General features: G+C 45.1%; 1 rRNA gene (cut by a window edge). It reads left to right on the top strand.

Annotation, left to right across the window (positions count from 1 at the left end):
- Nucleotides 1-31 precede the first annotated feature (31 nt).
- A 23S ribosomal RNA gene (locus LrDSM24759_RS07575) occupies nucleotides 32-368 on the top strand; its annotated part runs 731 nt beyond the window's last position; the annotation flags it as partial.

Genomic DNA, 368 nt, shown 5'->3' on the forward strand with positions numbered 1-368 from the left:
AGAGAAAACTCTAAAGAAAAGACTTGAAATAGGTCAAGTAGAAAAGGGCGCATGGTGAATGCCTTGGCACTAGAAGCCGATGAAGGACGTGACTAACCACGAAAGGCTTCGGGGAGCGGTAAGTACGCAGTGATCCGGAGATATCCGAATGGGGGAACCCAATACGTGAAGACGTATTATTAATTACTGTTAAGGTAGTTAAAGGAAGACGCAGTGAACTGAAACATCTAAGTAGCTGCAGGAAGAGAAAGAAAAATCGATTTCCCAAGTAGCGGCGAGCGAAACGGAAAGAGCCCAAACCAGCTGGCTTGCCAGTTGGGGTTGTAGGACTACGATATAGTACTTAAGGAGATAGCAGAATTATTTGG

Origin of the sequence: Lactobacillus rodentium (assembly GCF_003423665.1) — a bacterium.
GTDB classification, from domain to species: Bacteria; Bacillota; Bacilli; order Lactobacillales; family Lactobacillaceae; genus Lactobacillus; species Lactobacillus rodentium.